The sequence below is a fragment of the Micromonospora sp. NPDC003944 genome, assembly GCF_053605225.1.
In genome coordinates this window covers 76,887-93,110 of sequence record NZ_JBSGIV010000009.1, presented here as the reverse complement: position 1 = coordinate 93,110, position 16,224 = coordinate 76,887, and the positions used below count along the sequence as shown (strand labels likewise).

Genomic DNA, 16,224 nt, shown 5'->3' with positions numbered 1-16,224 from the left:
CACCACTGTCACTCGACGTCGGTGACGGTCATGACATGCGTCCGGTCACGATGGGCGAGCGGAGCGTCCGGCGCGAGCGGGAACGACACGGCGCGGCCGGCGGCGGCCTCGACGAGGCTGCCCCCGGCGGCCTTGATCGCCATGCGTTCCGGGTCGATCCGGATCACCTTCGTGGCTAGGCGCGCACGCTCCAGGGCCCAGATGAGGGTCGCCGTCACATCGATCTGCCACCAGAGCAGACCGTGCCGGGCGGAGCGGGGAAAGGCGTGGTGGTTGTTGTGCCAGGCCTCGCCGAACGAGGGCAGGGCGAGCCAGGCGACGTTGCGTGACTCGTCCTCGGTCGGGTACGCCCGCCGGCCGAAGTAGTGACCGACCGAGTTCACCGCGTACGTCATGTGATTGACCAGGAAGATCCGGACGAGCCCGCCCCACAGCGCGCCGGTGAGGAACGCCGTCACGCTCTGCCCGATCGCGGCGCCGATGAGTCCGGGCAGCACGATGCCGGCCAACACGATGCCGACGAAGTGCTCGCTGATCCACCGCATCGGCTTCTCACGCACCAGGTCGGGGCAGTACCGCATCGGACTGGATTCCAAATTCTCGTTGAACAGCCAGCCCAGATGCGCGTGCCAGAGGCCGGCCATCATGCCCCTGACGCCGGGCTCGAAATCCAGATGCGGACTGTGCGGGTCACCGGGCCGGTCGGCCACCCGGTGGTGGTGCCGGTGGTGCGACACCCAGATCAGTGGAGGTCCCTGCCCGGCCATCGAGCCGAAAACGGCCAGCGAGTACCGGATCACCCTGGTCGTCTCGAAGGCGCGGTGCGCGAAGAGCCGGTGATAGCCCATGGAGATACCGAGCCCACAGAGAAAGTACATGGTGACCAGAGCAACCACGTCCGACCAGCCGAACATGCGGTTCCACAGCAGCGCCATCGCGGCGGCGATGCCGAAGAGCGGAATGACCGAGGCGGCCAGGATGAACCAGCGGTGTTCTCTGCCGTTCATACGGCGTCTTCCTTTCTGGTTCGGGCGTCCGCGGCGGCGACCGCCCGATTGAGTCGATCCATGCGAGTGGCCAGGGACATCAGCCCTTCCAAGCGGAACGCCGGGGGCTGTCGGCCGTCGACGTCCGTGAAGCCGTACTCCGCCGCCAGGTCACCGACCGCGAGGGTGGTGCCGGAGCGGCGGAGCAGGTCCGGATCGGCCATCAGGGCGGCGACGGCGCGTCCGACGTACTGCGGCGTGTGCACCACGGCGGCAGGCCCCTCGCCCAGCGCCGACCAGGCGGCCTCCACACGTTCGGTACGCACGAAGCCGGGCAGCAGACTGACCGCTGCCACCCCGTGCCGGGCCAGATCCCGGGCCATCCCGGAGGTCTGCCGGGTGGCCGCGAACTTGCACGTGTCGTAGGCCACCTGGCCGAGGTAGGTGTCGCCGTCCTGGTAGCTCATCGACACGATCAGGCCACGCTTCGCCGCGACCATCAGCCGGGCGGCATGCTGGCTGGTGACGTACTGGCCGCGCAACGACGCCGCGAACAGGTCGTACCGCCAGGCCGGTTGCTTCCAGAACGGCGCGTCGAACCTCGCGTCGGTGGACCGTTCGTACCCGGCCCAGGCGTTGTTGACCAGCAGGTCGATCCGCCCGTGCGCGGCCTCGACCCGGTCGAACAGGGCGGCAATCTCGTCGTCGTCGGTGTGGTCGCAGCGCACCGCGACACCGGTTCCGCCGGCCTGGGACACGGCGGCGGCGGTGTCGTCGATGGTGCCGGGCAGGTCCTCGGTGGTCGGTTTGTCCCTGGTGCTGCGTCCGGTCACGTACACGGTGGCGCCGGCCGATCCCAGCGCGATGGCCACGCCCTTGCCCACTCCACGGCTGGCGCCGGTGACCACGGCCACCGTCGACCGCAGATCGGGTGCTTGCCAGATGTCCTGCACAGTGCCCCCGTCAGTTGGTCGCAGCCAGCAGGCTGCGCCGGAACGCGTCCTTGTCGCCCACCTCGGGCAGTCCGTACTCCTCGACGAGCTCGGCCATGGAGCTCGGCAGGATGCCGCCGCTGGCCGCCGTCGTCTCGCTGACGTCGGCGAGGACCTGCACGAACCGCCGTGAGGACGGCGGCAGCGCGTTCAGTTCTTCGACATCGAGGTCGGCGGGGTGGACGATGCGGGGGATCCGGATCCGCCGGCCCGTCGACCGGGCATGCTCGATGAGGAGATCCACGGCCTCGTCGACGGTCATCGCGGCCTTGCCGTAAGTCAGCCAGAACTCGCGGCCCACGTCATCGCGGCGGATCGCCTCCGCCACCGCCTTGGCGCACAGATCCTGTGCGACGACGTCGATGAGGTTGCCCGGGTGCGCCGGAAAGATCTCGGCGCGACCCCGGCCCACCCAGTCGGCGACCAGCTGAACGATCTGTGGCTTGCTGGTCCAGCCGGTCACCGAGTGGCCGATCAGATTGGTCGGGCGGTACACGCTGTGCGGTACGCCGGACTCCGCCAGCAGCAGTTCGGAGGCCCGTTTCGAGCGTACGTAGTTCGTCGTCACGTTTCCGGGGCGCAGCTCTACGGCCGACTCGCCGGCCAGCGCGGCGACGAATGCCGTGCTGAGGTAGTGGACGGAGGCCCCGGCGGCTCGGGCAAAGTCGATCACGTGCCGGGTGCCGGTGATGTTGACACCCTCGTAGTCCTCGGCCGGCCGTCCCCATTCGGTGAGTGCCGCGGAGTGGATGACGGTGCCCACCCGGCGCGTCAGGAATTCGTACACCTCCGGTGGGAGCCCGAAGCCCAACCGGGAGATGTCACCGGTCACCACCTCCGGCCCGGCGGTGGGCAACCGGCCCCGCCGCAGCAGGCAGATCACCGGCCGGCCGGTCAACTCGGCCAGCAGGGCCTGCCCGACCACCCCGGCGGCTCCGGTGAGCAGGATGGCTCGCGCGCTCATCTGTTCGCTTCCCTCCACTCGATCAGCCGGCTCATCGCCCGGACCCCGGCGAAGGCGAGCGGCTCCGGTGGGAAGCGAGGCTCCCGACCGTTGACGAAGAACAGGTTGGTGAGGTCGGAGTCCTTCTCCAGCACGAGGTCGCGCAGCACCTTGCCGCCGAGTTGGCTGGCGGCGATACCGTTGCCGCAGTAGCCGTAGCCGTGGTAGAGGCCCGGCTGGCGACTGCCGAAGTGCGGGACGAGGTCGCGGGTGATGTCGACACAACCTCCGTACGTGTGGCTGAACCGCACGTCGGACCAGCTCGGGAAGTACCGCGCGAACGACGCCCGCAGCTCGGCGAAGACCGCCGCGTCGCTCGCCCGCCGAGCACGCATGTCGCGGCCGAGGTGGTACCGGGCCGGGCCGCCGGCCCACATCACCCGGTTGTCGGCGGTGAACCGACCACAGTTGAGGAAGGTCCGGGTCTCCACCAGACCTTCGCGCCGCGGCCAGTGCACCCTGGCCAGTTGCTCGTCGGTCAAGGGCTCGCTGACCATGGCGTAGCTCCACACCGGGAGGACCTGACGGCCGTACCCGGGGAGCTGGTGCTGTGCCGCGCTTGTGGCGAGCACGACCTTCGTGGCGTCGACCCGGCCCTGCGGTGTGCGGACCCGCCAGCCGCCGGTCGCGGGCTCGACCGCCTCGGCTGGCGTCTGTTCGTAGACGGTGACTCCCAGGGCGCGCACCGTCGCGTGCAGACCACGGGCCAGTTTGAACGGGTTGACGATGGCGCCTCCGGTGAGCACGGCTGCCTGGATCGCCGGCGACCCGATGTGTTCCCGCGCCGCCGCCGCGTCGAGCACGGTCATCTCGAACCGGGGCCCCATCCGGGCGGCCAGGGCCTGACCCTGCCTGAGCCGGCCGACCTGGGCCCGGTTCACGGCCACCATGAGGTAGTTGTTGGCCTCGTAGTCGGCGTCGACGCGGTGGCGGCGCAGAAACCGTCCGATGTCGAGGATAGACCGACCGATGGCGTCGCAGGCGGCGGCGGCCCGCTCCACCCCGTGCAGGCGGACGATCTGCTCGAGGTCCTTGCCGATCGTCGGCGTGACGAAACCGTCGGCCGTGCCCGACGCCGCACCCCCCACCAGGTCGCGTTCGACCACGCAGACGTCCAGTGCCGGATCCTCCTGCTTGAGGAGGTAGGCCGTCCACAACCCGGTGAAGCCACCGCCGACGATGCAGATGTCCGCGGTCCTCGTGCCCTCCAGCGGCGCGTCGGGGGTGTCAGTGGTGCCGTCCTGCCAGAAGATCCGGCTGCGGCGCGGCGTCGACGTCGACGTGGCCATCACACCGCCTCGTAGATCACTCGGGCCAGGCCGAGGTGCCGGCGCCGGAAGTGTTCGGCCGCCGCGCTCAGGTAGCGCTCGTAGTCCGCCACCACCTCCGGCCCGACGATGGTGACCGCCTCGCTACGGCTGCGCTTCAGCCGGCGCAGCCATTCCTGAAGGGTCGACACGTAGTGATCCGGATCGTTGCGCACGGTGACCACGTCGAACAGGTTTTCGCTGGCCTCGACCAACTCCGTCATGGTCGGCAGGACCGACTCCGGGAAGATCGTCTCGATGATGAACATCATGTCCCGGACCGTCTGCCGGTCCATCCGGTTGTTGTTGCCCTTGACGTTGGTCTGCAGGGCCAGCCGGTTGCCGGGCTGGCGCACCGACTCCCGGCAAAACTCGAAGAAGGAGCGGTAGGCCCGCATCCGCTCGGCCCGGGGCAGGCCGAACCGCGCGAAGTGCTCGAACGCGCCGATGGACACGATCGCGTCGTACGGTTCGTCAGGACGGTGATCGATCCAGTTCTCGACGCGGGCGTCGAGGCCCGGCGGCTGCGCCTGGTCGCGGATCCACTCGGCCTGGGCGGCGCTCAGCGTCAGCCCGATCGGCTGCCGCACGCCATATCCGTGCGCCGCCCGGCGAAGCGCACTCCCCCAGCCGCAGCCCACGTCCAGCAGCCGCTCCGCGACGCTGGCCTTGGCGCCGTTGAGCAGGTAGTCCAGCTTGCGCTGCTGGGCCCGCTCAAGGGTGTCGCCGGGTTCCCACAGGGCGCAGGTGTAGGTGCGGCTTTCGTCCAGCCACAGCCCGAAGAACTCGTTGGAGACGTCGTAGTGGTGGGTGATGGCTTCGGCGGTTGCTCCGAGGTACGCCGTCGTCATGACTGGGTTTCGGTCAGGGCCGTGCTGTTCGCCAGTTCGACGAGGTCGCCGATGGTGGCGATGTCGGCTGCCCGGCCGGCGTCGAACTCGATTTCCAGGCGGTCCTCGATCGTGAATACGATGTCCGCCGTCTGCAGACTCGACAGGCCGATGTCGCGAAGTGAGGAATTAGCGTCGAGGTTGTAGTCGGCGTGGCTGCCGAGCTTCGCGTTGATCAGTTCGACGATGTCCTGAACCGTAACCGACACTGCACTCTCCCCCAAATTTGGTTTCAAGCTGAATTACCTCAGTCAATCCTGCGGTCAGAGCCTGACACGGCGGGCCGGGCGTGGGCAAGGCCGTATAGCTGCGGTTGCAGGGGTGTCCGGCCGCTAATTACGCGCTTGTCGCCATTCCCTTGGTTAGCCACCGTAAGTCGTTGCCTGATCTCGCCGCGCTGTGGTTACGTGGGCCGTTCAGCGAGCGTGGCGCTCATGTGAGGGGTTTGTGATGGCAGATCAAAAAATTGAATTATCGGAAATCCCGGGCCTTATCAGGTGCGAGACGACCACTCGGGACGAGGGATTCGCCCTGGCCGCCGACATGACGCGGGCCGTCTATTCGCATGAGCAGATCTACGGCCAGTTCTGCACGCTTCAGGACTACATCCACGTGCCGATCGACGAGGTCTACGCCTACCTGGCCGACATCCAGAACCTCAACGAGTGGACGTACAGCACCCGGGGGTTCGACGAGACGGACGAGGCCGGGTTGTTCGTGGGAGTGGACACCCTGGTCGACGACACGAAGATCTACATGCGCCTCCAGGCTGACCCGCAGGCCCGCACTCTCGACTACCACTGCGCCTGGGACCAGGGCAAAGACCTCTGGATGATCTACCTGTTCCGGCTCATCGACGCGAATGTCGTGCTCAACCGGCCGGGAACGGTGCTGGTGTGGACGAACTGCCACCACCCCAACTACGACAAGAACCCGTACCCCGAACTCTCCCCGAGCCCCAACCGGACCTGGGTCGGTGACATGTGGGGTCTCTTCTACGCCGGCCACGCCCTGGAGCTGGCGAACCTCAAGGCCATCCTGGAACACCGGCACGGGAGCGGGGCACGGCAGGTCGCCCCGTGACCGCCACGCCGGTCAGTGTCGTCGACATCGCCCGCTACCTTCCCGGCGAGCCGGTCGGCACCGAGTACTTCGCCGAGCGAATCGCTCCGGACAGCAGGCTGAACTGGAACAATCCCATGTTCGTGCCGCCGAGGTCGCGGCATCTCGTCGATCGGGACACCACCGCCGCGGACATGATCGAACGGGCGGCGGACACGCTCTTCGCCAGGTTGGGCGCGCAGGCCCGCCGGGACGTGGACATCGTCCTCACCAACGTGCTGTTGCCGGACATGCCGCATGCCGGCGCCGGCGCGACCGTGGCACACCGGCTCGGCGCGAGCCCCAGCTGGGTCCTGGACATTCACAACGCCGGCTGCGCGTCCTTCGTCGTGCTGCTGCGACTCGCCAAGATGCTCATCGAGACCACGCCGGCGCGCTCGGCCCTGCTCTGCAACGTGCAGAACTCCGCCGGACTGGTCTTCACCCAGCCGAACAACCTGCGCAATCCCCCGTCGGCCATACCCGGCGACGGGGCCGCGGTGGCCTACGTGACCGCCTCCGCCGAGTCGCCGGTCCTCGACATCGAGGTGGTGAACCGACCGGAGGCGGCGCCGGACATGCAGATCGAGCGCGAGGACGGCAGCCTTTACTGGGAGCCCGGCGAGGCGGAACTGAACGTGAAGTTCACCGAGGCCAGCGTCGCGAAGATCATTTCGCGGGGCAACCGCCTCGTCCCCGAGGTCGTCGAAACCGTCTGCCGGCGGATCGGCACCAAGCCCAGCGAGATCGACGTTCTCGTCACCAACCAGCCGAACCGGATGTTCCTCCGGAACTGGTCCGAGGCGCTGCAACTGCCACCCGGCCGGCACCTGGACACCTTCGACCGGTACGGCAACCTCTTCGGTGCCGGAGCGCCTGTCACGTTGTCCCACGCGATCGAGGAGGACACCATCCCGGCCGGCGCGCTGGTCGTCGTGGCGGGTTTCGCCCATGCCGGAGACCTGGCCGCCGCCGCGGCCCTGCGCTGGAGGGCCGCGGCATGAGGACGGTCGCCGACGCGCTCGTCGAAGCCCTCGACGAACTGGGGGTACGGCACGTGTTCGGGGTCGGCGGGGCCAACATCGAGCACGTGTTCGACGCACTGCACCAGCGGCCCGCCGGCCGGATCAGCTCGGTTCTGGCCAAGCGGGAGGACGGCGCGGCGTTCATGGCCGACGGCGTCGCCCGGGCCTACGGCACGCTGGGGGTGTGCTGCGCGACGTCCGGTGGCGGCATGATGAATCTGGCGGTCGGCCTGGCCGAGTCGCACAACGACGGGATCCCGGTGCTCGCCCTGGTGGGCCAGTCACCCGCCGCCGCCGACGGGCTCGGCGCCTTCCAGGAGTCCACCGGCCGGCCCGGTACGGTCGACGCGCACGGCCTGCTGACGTCGATCACCAAGTACACGGGCCGGATCACCGGCGGCGACGACTGCTGGGCGCAGTTGCGGGCGGCGCTGACCGCGGCCGTGTCCGGCCGGCCCGGCCCGGCGGCGCTCCTGGTGCCGCGGGACGTGTTCGCGGCGCCGGCCGGCCCGGCACCGGCGGACTGGCCGGCCGAGTTGTCGGAGTTCACCGCGCGCCAGGAGGTGCCCCCGGAGTCGTTGCGGGACGTCTTCGACGCCTTGACCCGGGCCGTCGCCCCGGTCCTGATCCTCGGCCCGGAGCTGCGATCGTCGTCGGACGGGGACGCGGTGGTCGCGTTCGCCCGCCGAGCCCGCATCCCGGTGGCGACCTCGATGTCCAACCGCGGCGATCTCGACGAGGACGACCCGCTGTACCTGGGCGTCGTCGGTGTCGCCGGGCACCCGTCGGTGCACCGGTACCTGCTCGAACAGGCCGATCTCGTGGTGGCGGCCGGTTCGGACCTGGGTTTCCTGACCCGGGCCCCGATCGTCGACCTGAAGTCCGACCGGGTGGTGGTGATCGCCCACGACGGGTCGGTCGCCCGCCGGTGCGGTTCGGCGGACCTGGTGCTCGAGGCCGATGCCGGTCGGATCTTCCGGGCTCTCGACGACCTGCTCAGCGTTGAGCCCTTTCAAGCCCCACCATTCGAGTACGAGCTGCGCCACTACACGCCGCAACTGGAGGTGGAGAGCGTCGTGCCGGCAGAGGACTCCTTGCTGGCCAGCGAGGCGATCGACGTGCTGGGGACGTACCTGCGACCGGGTGACCGGGTGCTCACCGACGCGGGCAACTGCGGCGCGTCAGCGTCCCACCTGATCACGCTGCCATCGGGCGGGCGCGCGTTCACGGCCCTGGGTATGGGCGGGATGGGGTACACCGTGCCCGCCGCGATCGGCATGCAACTGAATGCTCCCTCCGGACGCAGCGTGGTCATTCTCGGCGACGGTGCCTTCCTCATGAACGGTCTGGAGATTCACACGGCCGTCGAGTTGGGCCTGCCGATCCTGTACGTCGTCTTCAACAACGCGGCACACGCCATGTGCGCGTCCCGGCAACGGCAGATGTTCGCCGGACGCCTCGAAGGCTCCCGCTACCACCCGGTGGACGTCTGCTCGGTGGCCCGAGGACTGGGGCGGCCGGACGGCCTCTGGGTCGGTTCGGCCGGGGCACTGCCGGAGCTGAGCGCACTGCTGGCGGATTACCACGCGGGGCATGAGGATCGGCCCGGGGTGCTGGAGCTGCGGCTGTCCCGCGACGAGATTCCGCCCATGATGCCGTTCGTGCCCGCGGACGCCCCCACCCACGCGCTCAGCGGGCGGCGGGTGCGTCCGGGAGACCGATCATGACAGCCGGCCGCGTGGTGATCGTCGGTGCGGGCCTCACCGGTCCGCTACTCGGCATGCTCCTGGCGCGTCACGGGTACGAGGTGGACATCGTCGAGGGCCGGCCGGACCTGCGGCTCGGTGGCGAGCGGACGCTCCGATCGGTCAACCTGACCCTGTCGGAGCGGGGCCTTCGTGCGCTGCGCGAAGTGGGACTTGAGCAGGAGGTGATCACCAAGCTCGGCCAGCCGCTGCGCGCTCGTGCCGTACACCTGCCCAGCGGCGCGGTCAATCTGCTCCCCTACGGGCACACCGGAGAGCAGGTTCTCTACGCGGTGTCCCGCGCCGGGTTGTCCTGCCTGCTCGTCGACGCGGCGGAGAAGAGCTACGGGGTACGGTTCCATTTCGGCGTGAAGTGTGTGGAGGTGGACCGGACGGCACCCTCCGTGGTCGGGGTGGAGACCGCCACCGGCCGACGTCGGCACTTCGCCGGTGATCTCGTTGTCGGCGCCGACGGCACCCATTCGATGGTCCGCCGGCACGTCCAGCGCGGTGCGTTCGCCGATCTCCATATGCACTACGTGCCCTGGCGGTACAAGGAGATCGTGATCAAGGGGGAGCTCGACCCGACCGTGCTGCACGCGTGGCCGCGCGGGGACCGGATGATGTTCGCCCTGCCCAATGTGGACGGCACGTTCAACGGTGTGTGCGTGTTGCCGGCCGGCGAGGCGGACGGCTTCGACGCGCTGGACACTCCGGACCGGATCCGCCGCTGCTTCGACGAGACGTTCGGCGACGTCTCCAGGCTGATTCCCGACCTGGCGGAGCAGGTGAGCAGGAGCCCGGTGTCCGCGTTTCCGACCATGCTCACCTCGCAGTGGTACCACGGCGACACGGTGGTGCTGGTGGGCGATGCCTGCCACAGTGTCGTGCCGTTCTTCGGGCAGGGAATGAACGCGGGGTTCGAGGACTGCCTGGAGCTCAGCCGGTGTCTCGCGGAAACCCCCGACCGGGCGACCGCGTTCGCCACGTACCAGCGCCGCAGGGAGCCGCAGAGCGCGATTCTGGCGAAGCTGTCGCTCGACAACTTCGCGGAGATGCGCGAGTCCGGACCACAGCACCGGGTGGCGGCGCGCAAGCATCTGCTGCATTGGCTGTATCGGCGGTCCGGTGGACGAATTGTGCCCATATACACGATGATCGCTCACTCTGCCGTGCCGTATATGGATTGCGTGGCGCGCGCCGAGCGGCAGGACCGCCTGTTGCGCCGCTGCGGCGCGGATATCGCCGTTTCCCTGATAACGCTCGCGGCGATGGCGCGCCGAGTGTGGCGACGCGCCTGGCAAGGCGGCCGAGGTGAGCGGGTGGCGACCCGCGCCGGCCGGTGGCCGAGAGTTCAACTCTGAGGCCGAGCGCGCCATATCCGCGCTTTTGGCTTGGTATCGCAGCGGGAAGTCGTTACCGTGCCACCATTCAAGGTGAATGATCTTTTCACGTCCCATCTGGAGGGGGCCCAAGGGGCCGACACACTTGATCAAGAGTGATGGGGGGGCGCAACCCAGGTTGCACCGATCATGAAGTTGATCAATGCCAGTGCCGACGTGGAATTCTCAACATGTAGGAGATAGCTCCAATCGGGGATGGGGATATCCGTTGCAGATGGTTCGAGAACTCGACCAGATTGACCGTGATCCGAGGCTGGGGAACCTCTATCCCGACTCGGCGTTGAATGTGGAGACGATGCTGCGGCGACTGCACGGCCGGATCTCCGGCTGCTTTGCCCGAGCAGAACCGCGGGAACGCGCGTTTCAGTACCTACTCGGCCTTGCCGGCGGCGCCGGCGTCGATGCGGCCGGCCGGCGGAATGTCGCCAGCTACTCACGCGAGGCACGCGCGGACGGCGCGCAGCGACTGCTCACCACCGCGCAGTGGGACGACGCCGACGCGCGGCGCAAGCTGCGCGAGGTCGTCCGGTCCAGCGTCGGAGCGGCGGGCTGCCTCTACGTCGTCGAGGCGACGTTTCCCAAGAAGGGCAACGCCCCGGCCGGAGTGGAATACCAGTACCGTCCCGAGAGCGGGCGGGCACAGAACTGTCAGTGTGCGCTGTTCCTGCTGCACGTCACGCCAGATTTCCGGCTGTTCATGCTGGACCTCGCCCTCTACCTGCCGCCTGACTGGATCAGCGACCGCGACCGGCGCGCCCGCGGACGGATCCCGGAAGGGCTGCCCTACCGGTCGAAATCAGCGATAGCCCGGGACCTGATCCTCTCTGCCGTGGACAGCGGTTTCCGGCCCGACCGGGTCTACCTCTCCCTGCACTGCCGGGACAACCGGGGCGTGCTGGAGGCGTTACAGCAACGGCAGATCCCGCATCTCACCGGCCTCAGCCTCGACGAACTGCGCAGCGTGGCCCGGCTCGACGCGGCGGTGCCGGCGATGCGCGACGTTGCGCGGCGCTCGGCTGACACCGCGCAGCGCAGCAGGGAAACCTTCCCGCGCGGCCCCGTCACCGTGCGGTTCGCGCCGCTGAACAGCCGGGATGGCCGCAGTGCCAGCCCTTACCACCAAGCCAGAGCGGGCTACCCGATGTTCAGCAACGACGTGGTCCGCAGCATCGCCGAGCGTCGCTACGTCGAGCGGCGCTGGAAGGACATCCGCAGCGAGGTCCGGATGGACCGGTACGAGGTGCGCAGCTGGCGTGGCTGGTACCGGCACATGACCTTCGCCATGACTGTGCAGCTGGCCAACGAGCTGACCGCGGCCGGCCCGGCTGACGGAGAACTCGGAGCCTGACATGGACAACGACATGATCCTGAAACTGGCGGCCGACAACGTCGAGTACGGCGACGTCGACCGCCTGGTGAACATCTACTGGGCACTGTCCAGCACCCTGGTGCAGGGCGTCGCGGGGGACGTGGTGGAGGCCGGCTGCCACGCCGGCAACACAAGCGTGTTCCTGCAACGGCTCATCGAGGAGTTCGCACCCGAGCGCAAGCTGCACCTCTACGACTCTTTCGAGGGTCTGCCGCAGCCGAGTGAACACGACACGTTCCTCACCGCCGGCGCACTCAAGGTGGATCTCAGTGACCTGGAAGCCACGTTCGAGAAGTGGGGGCTGTCCCTCCCGAACATCCACCCCGGGTGGTTCGACGAGACGCTGCCCACCCAGCTACCCGACCGGGTCTGCTTCGCCTATCTCGACGGCGACTACTACGACTCGATCCGGGTCAGCCTGGAGCACATCTACCCGCGACTCAGCGACGGCGGCATCCTCATCGTCGACGACTACTGCGACAGCGGGCGCAATCCGCAGGCGTTCGACCGGTTCTCCGGCCCGAAGCTAGCGTGCGACGAGTTCTTCGCCGACAAGCCCGAGAAGGTGTCCGTGCTGGTCGGGACGGGCGACCTCGCTTTCGGCTACATCCGCAAGGGCTGGGTGGCGCCCCCGGGGCACTGATCAGCTGACGCCACGCACAGGAACGGGGACGACAGTCTTGGGGCACTACCGCAGCAACGTACGGGACCTGGAGTTCAACCTCTTCGAGGTCTTCGACACCGGAATCGGCCGGGGACCATTCGCGCAGACGGACACCGACACCGCGCGGCGTCTCCTGCGGGAGACGGCGGCGCTGGCCTCCGGGGCAGTGGCCGACGGGTTCGCGGACGCCGATCGCAACCCACCGGTGTTCGACCCGCAGTCACACGACGTGACGGTCACGCCCTCGCTGGCCCGAATGTACCGGCAGCTGTGGGCCGATGACTGGCACCGCCTCATGCTCCCCGCCGAGCTGGGCGGGCTGGGCGTTCCGCCAAGTGTCCAGTGGGCGGCGGTCGAGCTGCTCGTCAGCGCCAATCCGGCCCTGCACCTGTACTTCAGCGCCGCGCCGAACTGCGCTGCCATCATCCACCGCACCGGCACCGAGGAGCAGCGGCGATGGGCGCGGTTCATGGTGGAGCGGGGTTGGAGCGCCACGATGGTGATCACCGAGCCGGACGCCGGGTCGGAGGTCGGTGCTGCCCGGACCCGGGCGATCCAGCAGCCCGACGGTTCATGGCACATCGACGGCGTGAAGCGATTCATCACCGGTGGCGACCAGGACATCACCGAGAACATCCTGCATCTCGTCCTGGCCCGGCCGGAAGGCCCCGGCGTCACGTCATCTCCAGGAACGAAGGGTTTGAGTCTCTTCCTCGTGCCCAAGTTCCTCTTCGACCCGGAATCCGGCTCACCCGAGGCACGCAACGGGGTGTACGCGACCAACCTGGAGTCGAAGATGGGCATCCGCGGGTCGGCCACCTGCGAACTGTCCTTCGGTCAACACGGCGTACCGGCCCAGGGCTGGCTGCTCGGGGACGTGCACAACGGCATCGCCCAGATGTTCCAGGTCATCTCGTGGGCCCGGATGACCGTCGGCATCAAGGCCATCGGCACGCTCTCCACCGGCCACCTCAACGCCGTCGAGTACGCCAGACAACGGGTGCAGGGCACGGACCTGCGGCGGGTCTTCGAGAAGGGGGCGCCGCGGATCCCCATCGTCGACCACCCCGAGGTACGGCGTTCGTTGCTGCTACAGAAGGCGTACGCGGAGGGTCTGCGGGCGCTGTACCTGTACGCCGCCACACACCTGGACCAGGTGGCGCTGAACGAGGGCGACGTGCGGCTCGCCAGCAGCCGCAACGAGCTGCTGCTGCCGCTGGTGAAGGGCGTGGGCGCGGAACGGGCCGCGGAGCAGCTGCAACACGCCCTGCAGATCTTCGGCGGCTCCGGCTTCCTCCAGGACTATCCGCTCGAACAGTACGTGCGGGACCAGCGGATCGACTCGCTGTACGAGGGTACGACCGCGATCCAGTCCATGGATCTGCTGTTCCGCAAGATCGCGCGGGACAACGCGCAGACGCTGACCGCGTTGATCGGCGACATCCGCGCCTTCATCAGTGGCGAGGCCGGCAACGGCAGACTCAAGGAGGGGCGGGGCATTCTGGGCGATGCGGCGGACGACGTCGAGGCCATGCTCGCCAAGCTGGCCGAGCGCCTCTTCGCCGTGCAGAGCGACCCGGACCAGATGCTGGCCGTCGGAGAGCACACCGTCCGGTTCATGATGAGCATCGGTGACCTGGTCATCGGCTGGTTGCTGCTGCGCCAGGCGGATGTCGCCATCGGCGCGCTGGACGCCGGGGCCTCCGGCCCGGACGCCGACTTCTATCGGGGGAAGGTCGCGGTGGCGACGTACTTCGCGGCAACGGTGCTGCCCGAGCTGTCCGTGCGCCGCCGGCTGGTGGAGAACAGCGACGGCACCCTGATGGCGATGAGTGCCGCGGAACTCTGACCACCCTCCGCGACCGATCCGGCCCCGCCGTACCCACCGGTACGGCGGGGCTCTCGCCGACAAACTTCAGCAACCGCTGCGAGGAGCCGGGCCGGGATCGACGCGAATCAGCGGCCCGCCGTCCTGCCCCGATGCTCGGCGACCACGGCGGCGAACCTGTCGATCTGTTGTACCGCGCTGAGTGCGGTCTCGATGCCGGCCTGGATCCAGGCTGGTGTCGCGGAGCAGTGTTCGCCGGCGAAGAACAAGCCGTGCTGCGCGCGGACGGCCTGGGCGACCTCCTGCTTCAGCTCGGCGTCGGTGAGCCCGTGCCGGACTGCCGCGCACCCGCGGCTCCAGCGCCCCTCCCCCCAGGCGACGCTGACAACGTCCTGGATCATGCCCGCGGCCCGCAGCTCGGGGTGCATCGCCGCCAATTCGTCCACGACGACCCGGTGCCGCTCCTCGGCGGAGAGCCGGCCGAGCTGATCGGCGTCCTCGGCGATGGTGTAGCTAGCAAGAAGTGCCGCTCCCCCGGCCGGGTCGGTGATCGGGGTCGGGTAGTAGGTCTGCCGGATGCTGCCGCCCGGTGCTGACCCGCCGCCGACGGTGCGGTGCCGGTTCCAGAAGGCCTGCGCGGAGAGCAACCCCACCTTGGTCGCGGACCCGTAGTCCAGCCGCTTGATGGTCTCCACCTTGTCGGCATCCAAGCCCCGCAGCGGGAGGTTCCGCAGCACCGAGAAGGGCAGGGTGCAGAGGACGGCGGGGTAGGTGACCGCCGTGCGCCCCCGCTCGGTGGCCAGCCCGACCGTCACCCCCTCGGGACGCACCTCGATGGCGGTCACCTCATGACGCAGGTGTATCCGGCCCGGCAGGAGTCCCGCCAGGCCGTTGGGGAGCTGGTCCATGCCGAGGGGAAGGCACACCATCTCGGTGCTGAACCGACGCAGAATGTCATCGAGGACGCCCTTCATGCGGTGGCTGCAAGCGGCGCGCAGCTCCGGGTGCCAGCGGAACGCCGCGATGATGTCGGCGCGGCCATCCCGCAGAAACGGTGTCACATCCAGGCCGCCCACCGCACCGAGCAGACTCGCCAGATCGGCGCGCATGATCTCGCGCTGTTCGCGAGGCGCCAGCGCCCGCACCATGGCGTGCATCCAACCCACAAAGAGCAGTGCCTCGGAGCGGTGGGCCGCCCCCGGGCAGTATTCCGCCGTCTCGCGGATGAGTGCCTCGGCTGCGCTGCGGGCCGGCACGAATTGGGTACCGACACGCAGTAAATTGTCGGGATCGGTGAGGACGTTCGTGAACGGACGCAGCTGATCAGTCAGGCCCAGCTCGTCGATGTAGCGCAGAGTCAGGTCGTGGTCGCTCGGGATCCGCATCGCGCCCAGTTCGACGAGTGGTCCTGCGCCGTCGGCGAAACGATGGGTGAAGATCCGACCACCGACGCGTGAGTCCGCCTCCAGGACGACGACGCGGTGCCCACGCCGGACGAGTTCATACGCCGCGACCAACCCGGCCACACCGGCGCCGAGCACGGCGATCGTGGCATCGGCGACGTCGCCTCGGCCCGGCCCTACGGTGAACCTCTCCATGCGCGTGAGACCCCGATCGCACGTCGGTGACAGGAAGGGTGAATCTGCGGCGCGGACGCGGTTGTCCGCATTCGGTCAAACCACGACGCCGCCCAGGGCTGTGGTCCGTTCATGGCGCCAGTTTGTTTGACACGCTTGATCTGACAACTGATCGTCGGTCGGGAATGTTTGAGGTGAATGCTTCCGCCTCCCCCGCCGTATCGGTAGTGGCCAGTCTAACGTGGTCGCACGGGAATTGGTCGGCCCGTCATCGCCAATTCTTCAATACTCCGGCCGACAATGTTGACCTCCGCGCGGAAATGCGGTTTTATCC

At 68.6% G+C, this 16,224-nt stretch carries 14 protein-coding genes; 7 read left to right on the top strand and 7 right to left on the bottom strand.

The window, feature by feature from the left end:
* Positions 1–8: 8 nt before the first annotated feature.
* The 6 genes from ACWER9_RS06940 to ACWER9_RS06915 are packed head-to-tail and all read right to left on the bottom strand — an operon-like array spanning position 9 to position 5,387.
* Positions 9–1,007 (bottom strand): acyl-CoA desaturase, encoded by a 999-nt coding sequence (locus ACWER9_RS06940; protein WP_452300895.1) that lies wholly within the window; start codon positions 1,005–1,007, stop codon positions 9–11.
* The gene (locus ACWER9_RS06935) at positions 1,004–1,939 is read right to left on the bottom strand and encodes an SDR family NAD(P)-dependent oxidoreductase (RefSeq protein ID WP_452300894.1); all 936 of its coding nucleotides are present in this window, start codon (positions 1,937–1,939) and stop codon (positions 1,004–1,006) included. The genes ACWER9_RS06940 and ACWER9_RS06935 overlap by 4 nt, the downstream gene beginning before the upstream one ends.
* 10 nt (positions 1,940–1,949) lie before the next feature.
* The gene (locus ACWER9_RS06930) at positions 1,950–2,942 is read right to left on the bottom strand and encodes an SDR family oxidoreductase (protein WP_452300893.1); all 993 of its coding nucleotides are present in this window, start codon (positions 2,940–2,942) and stop codon (positions 1,950–1,952) included.
* On the bottom strand, positions 2,939–4,270 hold the full coding sequence (locus tag ACWER9_RS06925; protein WP_452300892.1) for an NAD(P)/FAD-dependent oxidoreductase: 1,332 nt from the start codon (positions 4,268–4,270) through the stop codon (positions 2,939–2,941). The genes ACWER9_RS06930 and ACWER9_RS06925 overlap by 4 nt, the downstream gene beginning before the upstream one ends.
* Positions 4,270–5,139 carry a class I SAM-dependent methyltransferase gene (locus tag ACWER9_RS06920; protein WP_452300891.1) on the bottom strand — a complete coding sequence of 290 codons (870 nt, stop codon included), beginning with the start codon at positions 5,137–5,139 and terminating at the stop codon, positions 4,270–4,272. The genes ACWER9_RS06925 and ACWER9_RS06920 overlap by 1 nt, the downstream gene beginning before the upstream one ends.
* Positions 5,136–5,387 (bottom strand): acyl carrier protein, encoded by a 252-nt coding sequence (locus ACWER9_RS06915; protein WP_452300890.1) that lies wholly within the window; start codon positions 5,385–5,387, stop codon positions 5,136–5,138. The genes ACWER9_RS06920 and ACWER9_RS06915 overlap by 4 nt, the downstream gene beginning before the upstream one ends.
* Before the next feature lie 334 nt (positions 5,388–5,721).
* Between ACWER9_RS06915 and ACWER9_RS06910 the strand changes: the two genes are divergently transcribed.
* The 7 genes from ACWER9_RS06910 (at position 5,722) to ACWER9_RS06880 (ending at position 14,334) form a co-directional block, all read left to right on the top strand.
* A complete protein-coding gene (locus tag ACWER9_RS06910) occupies positions 5,722–6,261 on the top strand; it encodes an SRPBCC family protein (protein ID WP_452300889.1) in 540 nt (179 codons plus the stop codon).
* On the top strand, positions 6,258–7,283 hold the full coding sequence (locus ACWER9_RS06905) for a 3-oxoacyl-ACP synthase III family protein (protein ID WP_452300888.1): 1,026 nt from the start codon (positions 6,258–6,260) through the stop codon (positions 7,281–7,283). The genes ACWER9_RS06910 and ACWER9_RS06905 overlap by 4 nt, the downstream gene beginning before the upstream one ends.
* The gene (locus tag ACWER9_RS06900) at positions 7,280–9,031 is read left to right on the top strand and encodes a thiamine pyrophosphate-binding protein (RefSeq protein ID WP_452300887.1); all 1,752 of its coding nucleotides are present in this window, start codon (positions 7,280–7,282) and stop codon (positions 9,029–9,031) included. The genes ACWER9_RS06905 and ACWER9_RS06900 overlap by 4 nt, the downstream gene beginning before the upstream one ends.
* A complete protein-coding gene (locus tag ACWER9_RS06895) occupies positions 9,028–10,413 on the top strand; it encodes an FAD-dependent oxidoreductase (RefSeq protein ID WP_452300886.1) in 1,386 nt (461 codons plus the stop codon). Before ACWER9_RS06900 ends, ACWER9_RS06895 begins: the two co-directional genes overlap by 4 nt.
* Positions 10,414–10,666: 253 nt before the next feature.
* Positions 10,667–11,800 carry an IS701 family transposase gene (locus ACWER9_RS06890; RefSeq protein WP_452300885.1) on the top strand — a complete coding sequence of 378 codons (1,134 nt, stop codon included), beginning with the start codon at positions 10,667–10,669 and terminating at the stop codon, positions 11,798–11,800.
* Between the two features lies 1 nt (position 11,801).
* Positions 11,802–12,464, top strand: coding sequence for a TylF/MycF/NovP-related O-methyltransferase (locus ACWER9_RS06885; RefSeq protein WP_452300884.1), 663 nt, complete (start codon positions 11,802–11,804; stop codon positions 12,462–12,464).
* A gap of 37 nt (positions 12,465–12,501) precedes the next feature.
* Positions 12,502–14,334 carry an acyl-CoA dehydrogenase gene (locus tag ACWER9_RS06880; protein ID WP_452300883.1) on the top strand — a complete coding sequence of 611 codons (1,833 nt, stop codon included), beginning with the start codon at positions 12,502–12,504 and terminating at the stop codon, positions 14,332–14,334.
* Positions 14,335–14,441: 107 nt separating this feature from the next.
* On the opposite strand, the gene ACWER9_RS06875 is transcribed toward ACWER9_RS06880, so the two are convergent.
* A complete protein-coding gene (locus ACWER9_RS06875; protein ID WP_452300882.1) occupies positions 14,442–15,911 on the bottom strand; it encodes a flavin monoamine oxidase family protein in 1,470 nt (489 codons plus the stop codon).
* Positions 15,912–16,224: the final 313 nt, after the last annotated feature.

Excerpts from the sequence above, each read along its gene's own strand:
- ACWER9_RS06940 (WP_452300895.1), bottom strand. The coding sequence starts at position 1,007 with ATGAACGGCAGAGAACACCGCTGGTTCATCCTGGCCGCCTCGGTCATT.
- ACWER9_RS06930 (WP_452300893.1), bottom strand. The coding sequence starts at position 2,942 with ATGAGCGCGCGAGCCATCCTGCTCACCGGAGCCGCCGGGGTGGTCGGG.
- ACWER9_RS06925 (WP_452300892.1), bottom strand. The coding sequence starts at position 4,270 with ATGGCCACGTCGACGTCGACGCCGCGCCGCAGCCGGATCTTCTGGCAG.
- ACWER9_RS06920 (WP_452300891.1), bottom strand. The coding sequence starts at position 5,139 with ATGACGACGGCGTACCTCGGAGCAACCGCCGAAGCCATCACCCACCAC.
- ACWER9_RS06910 (WP_452300889.1), top strand. The coding sequence starts at position 5,722 with ATGACGCGGGCCGTCTATTCGCATGAGCAGATCTACGGCCAGTTCTGC.
- ACWER9_RS06900 (WP_452300887.1), top strand. The coding sequence starts at position 7,280 with ATGAGGACGGTCGCCGACGCGCTCGTCGAAGCCCTCGACGAACTGGGG.
- ACWER9_RS06895 (WP_452300886.1), top strand. The coding sequence starts at position 9,028 with ATGACAGCCGGCCGCGTGGTGATCGTCGGTGCGGGCCTCACCGGTCCG.
- ACWER9_RS06890 (WP_452300885.1), top strand. The coding sequence starts at position 10,667 with ATGGTTCGAGAACTCGACCAGATTGACCGTGATCCGAGGCTGGGGAAC.
- ACWER9_RS06885 (WP_452300884.1), top strand. The coding sequence starts at position 11,802 with ATGGACAACGACATGATCCTGAAACTGGCGGCCGACAACGTCGAGTAC.
- ACWER9_RS06875 (WP_452300882.1), bottom strand. The coding sequence starts at position 15,911 with ATGGAGAGGTTCACCGTAGGGCCGGGCCGAGGCGACGTCGCCGATGCC.